Annotated in this window: 7 protein-coding genes; all 7 read left to right on the top strand. The window is 72.1% G+C overall.

Going from position 1 to position 6,054, the window contains the following annotated elements:
• Window positions 1-478: 478 nt before the first annotated feature.
• Window positions 479-1,117: a M23 family metallopeptidase gene (locus tag BGO46_RS00210; RefSeq protein WP_298044606.1), complete on the top strand. Its 639-nt coding sequence runs from the start codon at window positions 479-481 to the stop codon at window positions 1,115-1,117.
• Window positions 1,117-2,007 (top strand): prolipoprotein diacylglyceryl transferase, encoded by an 891-nt coding sequence (gene lgt / locus BGO46_RS00205; RefSeq protein ID WP_298044604.1) that lies wholly within the window; start codon window positions 1,117-1,119, stop codon window positions 2,005-2,007. Before BGO46_RS00210 ends, lgt begins: the two co-directional genes overlap by 1 nt.
• On the top strand, window positions 1,985-3,631 hold the full coding sequence (locus BGO46_RS00200) for a cytochrome c biogenesis protein ResB (protein WP_298044602.1): 1,647 nt from the start codon (window positions 1,985-1,987) through the stop codon (window positions 3,629-3,631). Before lgt ends, BGO46_RS00200 begins: the two co-directional genes overlap by 23 nt.
• The gene (gene ccsB / locus BGO46_RS00195; protein ID WP_292898014.1) at window positions 3,615-4,607 is read left to right on the top strand and encodes a c-type cytochrome biogenesis protein CcsB; all 993 of its coding nucleotides are present in this window, start codon (window positions 3,615-3,617) and stop codon (window positions 4,605-4,607) included. Before BGO46_RS00200 ends, ccsB begins: the two co-directional genes overlap by 17 nt.
• Before the next feature lie 25 nt (window positions 4,608-4,632).
• Window positions 4,633-4,908 (top strand): hypothetical protein, encoded by a 276-nt coding sequence (locus BGO46_RS00190; RefSeq protein ID WP_067165110.1) that lies wholly within the window; start codon window positions 4,633-4,635, stop codon window positions 4,906-4,908.
• Between the two features lie 19 nt (window positions 4,909-4,927).
• Window positions 4,928-5,557 carry a TlpA disulfide reductase family protein gene (locus BGO46_RS00185; RefSeq protein WP_292898013.1) on the top strand — a complete coding sequence of 210 codons (630 nt, stop codon included), beginning with the start codon at window positions 4,928-4,930 and terminating at the stop codon, window positions 5,555-5,557.
• Window positions 5,557-6,054, top strand: a 498-nt coding sequence (locus BGO46_RS00180; protein ID WP_299984941.1) for a cytochrome c biogenesis protein CcdA, incomplete at its 3' end; no start/stop codon positions are given. The genes BGO46_RS00185 and BGO46_RS00180, both read left to right, overlap by 1 nt.

The following is a 6,054-nucleotide window of genomic DNA, read 5'->3' as shown; positions in this document are numbered from 1 at the left end:
GGCAGGTCGGCCACGTTCACGTCCAGGTCGACCCTTCTGCGGCCCTCCCTGATCGTTTTGTCGATCAGCCGCACCTGATCAACACGCCGCACGCGCCCGCCCTCTGAGCCACAGCTGGCGCGTGATGTCGCCGACGGTCCACGATGTACGGCCCGCAGGCGAGCGCGACCCGTCTGCGGCAGCGCCATGGGTGATCCGATCCCGGATTCTCGCCGTGCACTCCGGGCCGCGGCTCCCGGTTGGACCGTGTGACGGCGGTGGCGACCGTGCGCACCTTCATCGTCCCCCTCATCCAGGAAAGTCTTGTATGCCCGAACCCGCCCCCTCCTCCCCGACTCCCGGTACCGGGACGCGCCGTGCGGCGAGAGCCGCCCTGTCTTCCCCACCCGTCCAGACGCGACGCGATCGACGCCGTCGGCCCACCCGTGCCGCCCGGACACCTCGACACGCGCCGCGCCGCACGCTCACCCGATCCCGGATGCTCGCCGGACTGCCGTTGCTGATCCCGTTGACGCCGGAGCCGGTGTTCGCCGTCGAGGCGACCCGCACCCCGGTGCGCGCCCAGTCGTTCACCACCCCCGACACCGTCACCGGGACGGTGATGGTGCGCGGGGACTACACGGTGGCGGTGACCGCCCCCGTCGGGACCGAGTCGTACGCGCACACCGCGGACACGTTCACCAACGACCCGGCATCGGCGGTGCAGTGGCCGTTCACCGTGGGAGTGCCGATCAGCAGCACGTTCGGGTACCGCACCCCGCCATGCCCGTCCTGCTCAAATTTCCATGCCGGACTGGACATGGCCCCCGGGATCGGCACCCCGATCCAGGCGATCGCCGACGGGGTGGTCACCACCGCGACGGAGCAGGGCGGCGCGTACGGGGTGTACGTGGTGATCCGGCACGAGATCGACGGGCAGGTCGTGGAAAGCGCGTACGCGCACATGCGGGAAGGGTCCCTCGCCCTGACCCCGGGACAGACCGTGCGGGTGGGGCAACTGGTCGGCCAGGTCGGGGACAGTGGACGCAGCTTCGGCGCACACCTGCACTTCGAGATCCGCACCGGAGGCGAAGCGGTGGACCCGCTGGCGTGGCTCCCGGCGAGGGTGAGGCCCTGATGGACGCACTCCTCATTGTGGCTCCGGCGCTGATCCCGAGCCCGGGGATCAGCTTCGTACAGGTCGGGCCGTTCCAGATTCGGTTCTACGCGCTGGCGATCCTGGCCGGGATCGTGCTGGCGGTGCTGATCACCGGCCGTCGGTTGCGGGCGGTCGGGCATCCGGCCGGGGCCGTGGTGGATGTGGCGATGTGGGCGGTGCCGTTCGGGATCCTCGGCGCCCGGATCTACCATGTGCTCACCCATCCGGGCGACTACTTCTTCCCTGGCGCGGACCTGTGGCGGGTGCTCTACATCTGGGAGGGCGGGATCGCGATCTTCGGCGCGATCCTGGGCGGGCTGGTCGGGATCGTGATCGCCACCCGTCGCGCCGGGATCCCGGTGCTGCTGTTCCTGGACGCGCTCGCCCCGGGGATGCTGGTCGCCCAGGCGGTGGGGCGGCTGGGGAACTACTTCAACCAGGAACTGTTCGGCCCACCCACCACCTTGCCGTGGGGGTTGCAGATCGACCCCTCAGCTCCCGCGATCCCGCCGGGGACCCCGGCGGGGACCCTGTTTCATCCGCTGTTCCTGTACGAGCTGCTGTGGAACCTGGCCGGTGCCGCCGTGATCGTGCTGCTCGAGCATCACCGCCGCCGGCACGGCCGGATTACGTTGGGCGCCGGGCGGAGTCTGGGCGTGTACCTGCTGTGGTACGGGGCAGGGCGGGCGGCGCTGGAGTCCATCCGGCTGGATCCCACCGAGCTGCTCGCCGGCGGGCTGAAAGCGAACGTGCTCACCGCCCTGGTGGCCGCGGCATTGGGGGTCGGGCTGCTCGCCCACGCCTCCTGGCGCGCCCGCCGCCGCGCACCCGTCCAGGGGAGGGGGGATGCGCGTGTCGATCCGCAGTGAGCAGGCCCCGCAGCTGCCCGCCGATCACGTCGACCGGCCGGTGGACGAGCCCACGAATCCGCGCCTGAGCGTGTCGGGGTGGGCGCGGTGGGCGTGGCGGCAGCTGACCAGCATGCGCACCGCCCTGGTGTTGTTGCTGCTGCTCGCGGTGGCCGCGATCCCCGGGTCGTTGATCCCGCAACGCTCCTCCGACCCGAACGGGGTGATTCAGTTCGACAAGACCAACCCGGGCTGGATGTGGGCGGTGGACCTGCTGCAGCTGCACGACGTGTTCGGGTCGGTGTGGTTCTCCGCGATCTACCTGCTGCTGTTCGCGTCGCTGATCGGCTGCGTCATCCCCCGCATCCGCCACCACCTGACCGCGCTGCTCGCCCCGCCCCCGGCCACCCCCCGCAACCTGTCCCGCCTGCCCGCCCACACCCGCCGCGTCCTCCCCGACACGCCCCCCGGTGCGGTCTTGGACGCGGCCGAGAAGGCGCTGCGCCGGCAGCGGTACCGCACCCGCCGGGTCCGCGGCGACGACGGACGGGACTCGGTCGCAGCCGAGCGCGGCTACCTGCGGGAGACCGGGAACCTGCTGTTCCACGTGGCGCTGCTGGCGGTGCTGGTCGTGGTCGGCGTCGGCGGCGGGTTCCGGTTCACCGGGCAGCGGGTGCTGGTGGAGGGGCAGACGTTCGCGTCCACCCGGATCGCGTACGACTCGTTCACCGCCGGCCGGTTCATCACTGACACGCAGATCCCGACGTTCTCCCTCACCCTGGACCGGTTCCGCGTCGACTACGTCCTGGACAACGTCAACGCGCTCGGCATGCCGAAGACGTTCGACGCGCAGGTCACGACCACCACTGGCGGCACCCGGCAGGCCTCCAGCATCCGGGTCAACGAGCCGCTGTCGGTGGCTGGCACCGACATCTATCTGCTCGGCAACGGGTACGCGCCCACCCTCACCGTCCGAAACCCGGCCGGGAAGATCGTGTTCCGTGACACGGTCCCGTTCCTGCCGCAGGACGCGAATTTGACCAGCCTGGGGATCGTGAAGGTTCCCGACGGGCTGGCCGAGCAGGTCGGCCTGGTCGGGATGCTGTACCCCACCCGCGCGACCACCGCCTCTGGGGCGTTCGCGTCCAGCTACCCGGACCTGCTGGACCCGGTCGTCACCTTCAACGTGTACGTCGGCGACCTGGGCCTGAACACCGGGGTCCCGGTGTCGGTGTACGCACTGGACACCAGCACCCTCACCCAGATCGCCGGGCGCGGCACCCCCACCCCCGCCCTGCAGCTGGTCCCCGGCACCCCGGTTCCGCTGCCGGACGGGCTGGGCACGATCGAGCTCGGCCCGATCCCCCGGTTCGCGTCGCTGGAGATCGCCGCCGACCCCACCCAGACCCCCACCCTGATCGCCGCGGTCGCCGCGATGGCCGGGCTGGCCCTGTCCCTGTTTGTGCCCCGCCGCCGCCTCTGGGTCCGCACAGCCACCGGCCGCCGCGGCGGCACGGTGCTGGAGGTCGCCGGGCTCGCCCGCGGCGACGACCCCCGCCTGCAACCCACCGTCGACACCCTCGCCGCCCGCCTCACCCCGACCCCCACACCCCTTCGAGGAGGCTCTGATGACCCCGTTCCTTGACGCCCTGTCCCTGCTGCTGGTGTACTCCGCGATCGCGATCTACGCCGCCGCGTTCGTCGCCTACACCCTTCACCTCGCCCGCCGCGCCAGCGCCCCTGCCGTCCCGGTCACCGCCCGGGTGCCTGTCACCGCCGGCGCCACCACCACCGACCCGGACCTGGCAGGCACACCCCCCACCCCCGCCCCCGACACCACACCCGCCGCCGCTGTCCCGGGGGGCGGACGGGGGGCGGGGAAGGCGGCGCGGGTCGGGTTCGCGTTGACCGTGCTGGGCTGGGTGTTCCATCTTGCCGGGGTGGTGCTGCGCGGGGTCGCCGCGGACCGGGTGCCGTGGGCGAACATGTTCGAGTTCTCCCTCACCGGCACCGCGCTGATCATCGCCACCTTCCTGGCCGTGTCGCTGCGGGTGCGGTTGGCGTACCTGGGCAGCGCCGTGCTCGGGCTGACCGTGCTGCTGCTCGGCGTCGCGACGGTCAGCTTCTACGTCCCCGTCGTCCCCCTGATGCCCGCCCTGCAATCCGGGTGGCTGGTCATCCACGTGCTGGTCGCGCTGCTGGCGACCGCGTTCTTCGGGCTCGCGTTCCTCGTCTCCCTCACCTACCTGCTCACCACCCGCCGCCGGGGTCTCCCCTCCCGGCTCACCCGGCTGCGGGACAGTCTGCCCGGGCCGGAGGATCTGGACCGACTCGCATACCGGCTGACGATCGTCGGGTTCATCCTGTGGACCTTCACCCTGATCGCCGGGGCGATCTGGGCCGGCCGCGCCTGGGGCAGGTTCTGGGGGTGGGACGTGAAAGAGGTGTGGACGTTCATCATCTGGGTGCTCTACGCCGGATACCTGCACGCCACCGCCACCCGCGGCTGGGCCGGCACCCGCGCCGCCTGGCTGTGCATCGTCGGCTTCGCCGCCGTGCTGTTCAACTTCGGCGTCGTCAACGTCTTCTTCACCGGGCTGCACTCCTACTCCGGACTGTGACCCGCCCCCTGCGAAAGGACCGCTCATGACCCGCACCACCCCCCGCCCCGCCCCAGCTGAGGACCCGCAACGCGCCTGGCGGCGACACCGCCTGCTCGTCCGGGTCGGCCAGGCCCTGATGGCCGCCGGCGCGATCGTCGCGATCATCCACTGGCTCGCGCACCTGGAAGTGTTCGGCCCCGGCCAGCCCCCCGGCTGGCTCGACCTGGTCGCCGGGTACCCGACCGGGGCGCTGCTGCTGATCACCGGCGCCATCCTCGCCGGCCGCCGCCGCCCCAGCAGCAAGAGCACGAACACCTGACCGACCGGAGTGATCCCGCATGCGCACCCCCACCACCCTGACACGCCCACCCCGCCGCACGGTCACCGCCGCCGCGGTCGCCGTGCTCGGCGCGCTCGCCCTGCTCCTGGCCGGGTGCACCCCCCAGACGCCCGGCCTGTTGCCCTCCTCCCCGTCCCCGGGGTATCTGTCCGCGGACGAGACCGTGCGGGAGATCCCCGCCGACCAGCGCGACGACCCGGTCACCTTCACCGGCACCACCGACACCGGGGAGCAGGCGGATTCCACCGCGTGGGCGGGCTCGGTCGTCGTGGTGAACTTCTGGTACGCCGCCTGCCCGCCCTGCCGTGCCGAAGCGCCGGACCTGGAAGCCCTCGCCCAGACCTACCAGCCCGACGGTGTCGTGTTCATCGGCGTCAACGTGCGCGACAGCGCCGACACCGCCGCCGCGTTCGAGAACCAGTTCGGCATCACCTACCCGTCGATCCTGGACGCCACCACCGGCACCGTGCAAGCCGCGTTCGCCGGGAAAGCCGCCCCCGGCGCCGTGCCCACCACCATCGTCCTGGACCGCACCGGCCGGATGGCCGCCCGCATCATCGGGCAACTCCCCACCCGCACCACCCTCGCCTCCCTCATCGACACCGTCCTCGCCGAGACGAGCCCCTGATGGGGGAGATCATCACCGCCGGCAGCATCTGGGCCGCACTCCCCCTCGCCCTCCTCGCCGGGCTGGTGTCCTTCGCCTCCCCCTGCGTGCTCCCCCTCGTGCCCGGCTACCTCGGCTACCTCACCGGCACCACCACCACCGCGGAGGTCTCCCGGTGGCGGGCGCTGGCCGGGACCGGGCTGTTCACCCTCGGCTTCTCCGTCCTGTTCATCGGCTACGGGGCCGCGTTCGGCGCCCTGGGGGCCTGGCTCATCCGCTGGCAAGATCTCCTCACCCGCATCCTCGGGATCGTGGTCCTGCTGATGGGTCTCGTGTTCCTCGGCGTGTTCCGGCTCTTCCAACGCACCGCGAAACCCGCCATCCACCCACCCAGCGGGCTGGCCGGAGCTCCCCTGCTCGGCATCGCGTTCGGGCTCGGCTGGACCCCGTGCCTGGGCCCCACCCTCGCCGCGATCTCCGCCCTCAGCCTCACCACCGGCAACCCCGCCCGCGGCGCC

This window comes from Microbacterium sp. 70-16, assembly GCF_001898315.1.
Classification (GTDB): Bacteria; Actinomycetota; Actinomycetes; order Actinomycetales; family Microbacteriaceae; genus Microbacterium.
Note: the sequence above shows the minus strand (reverse complement) of the source record. Positions and strands in the feature narration are given on the sequence as shown.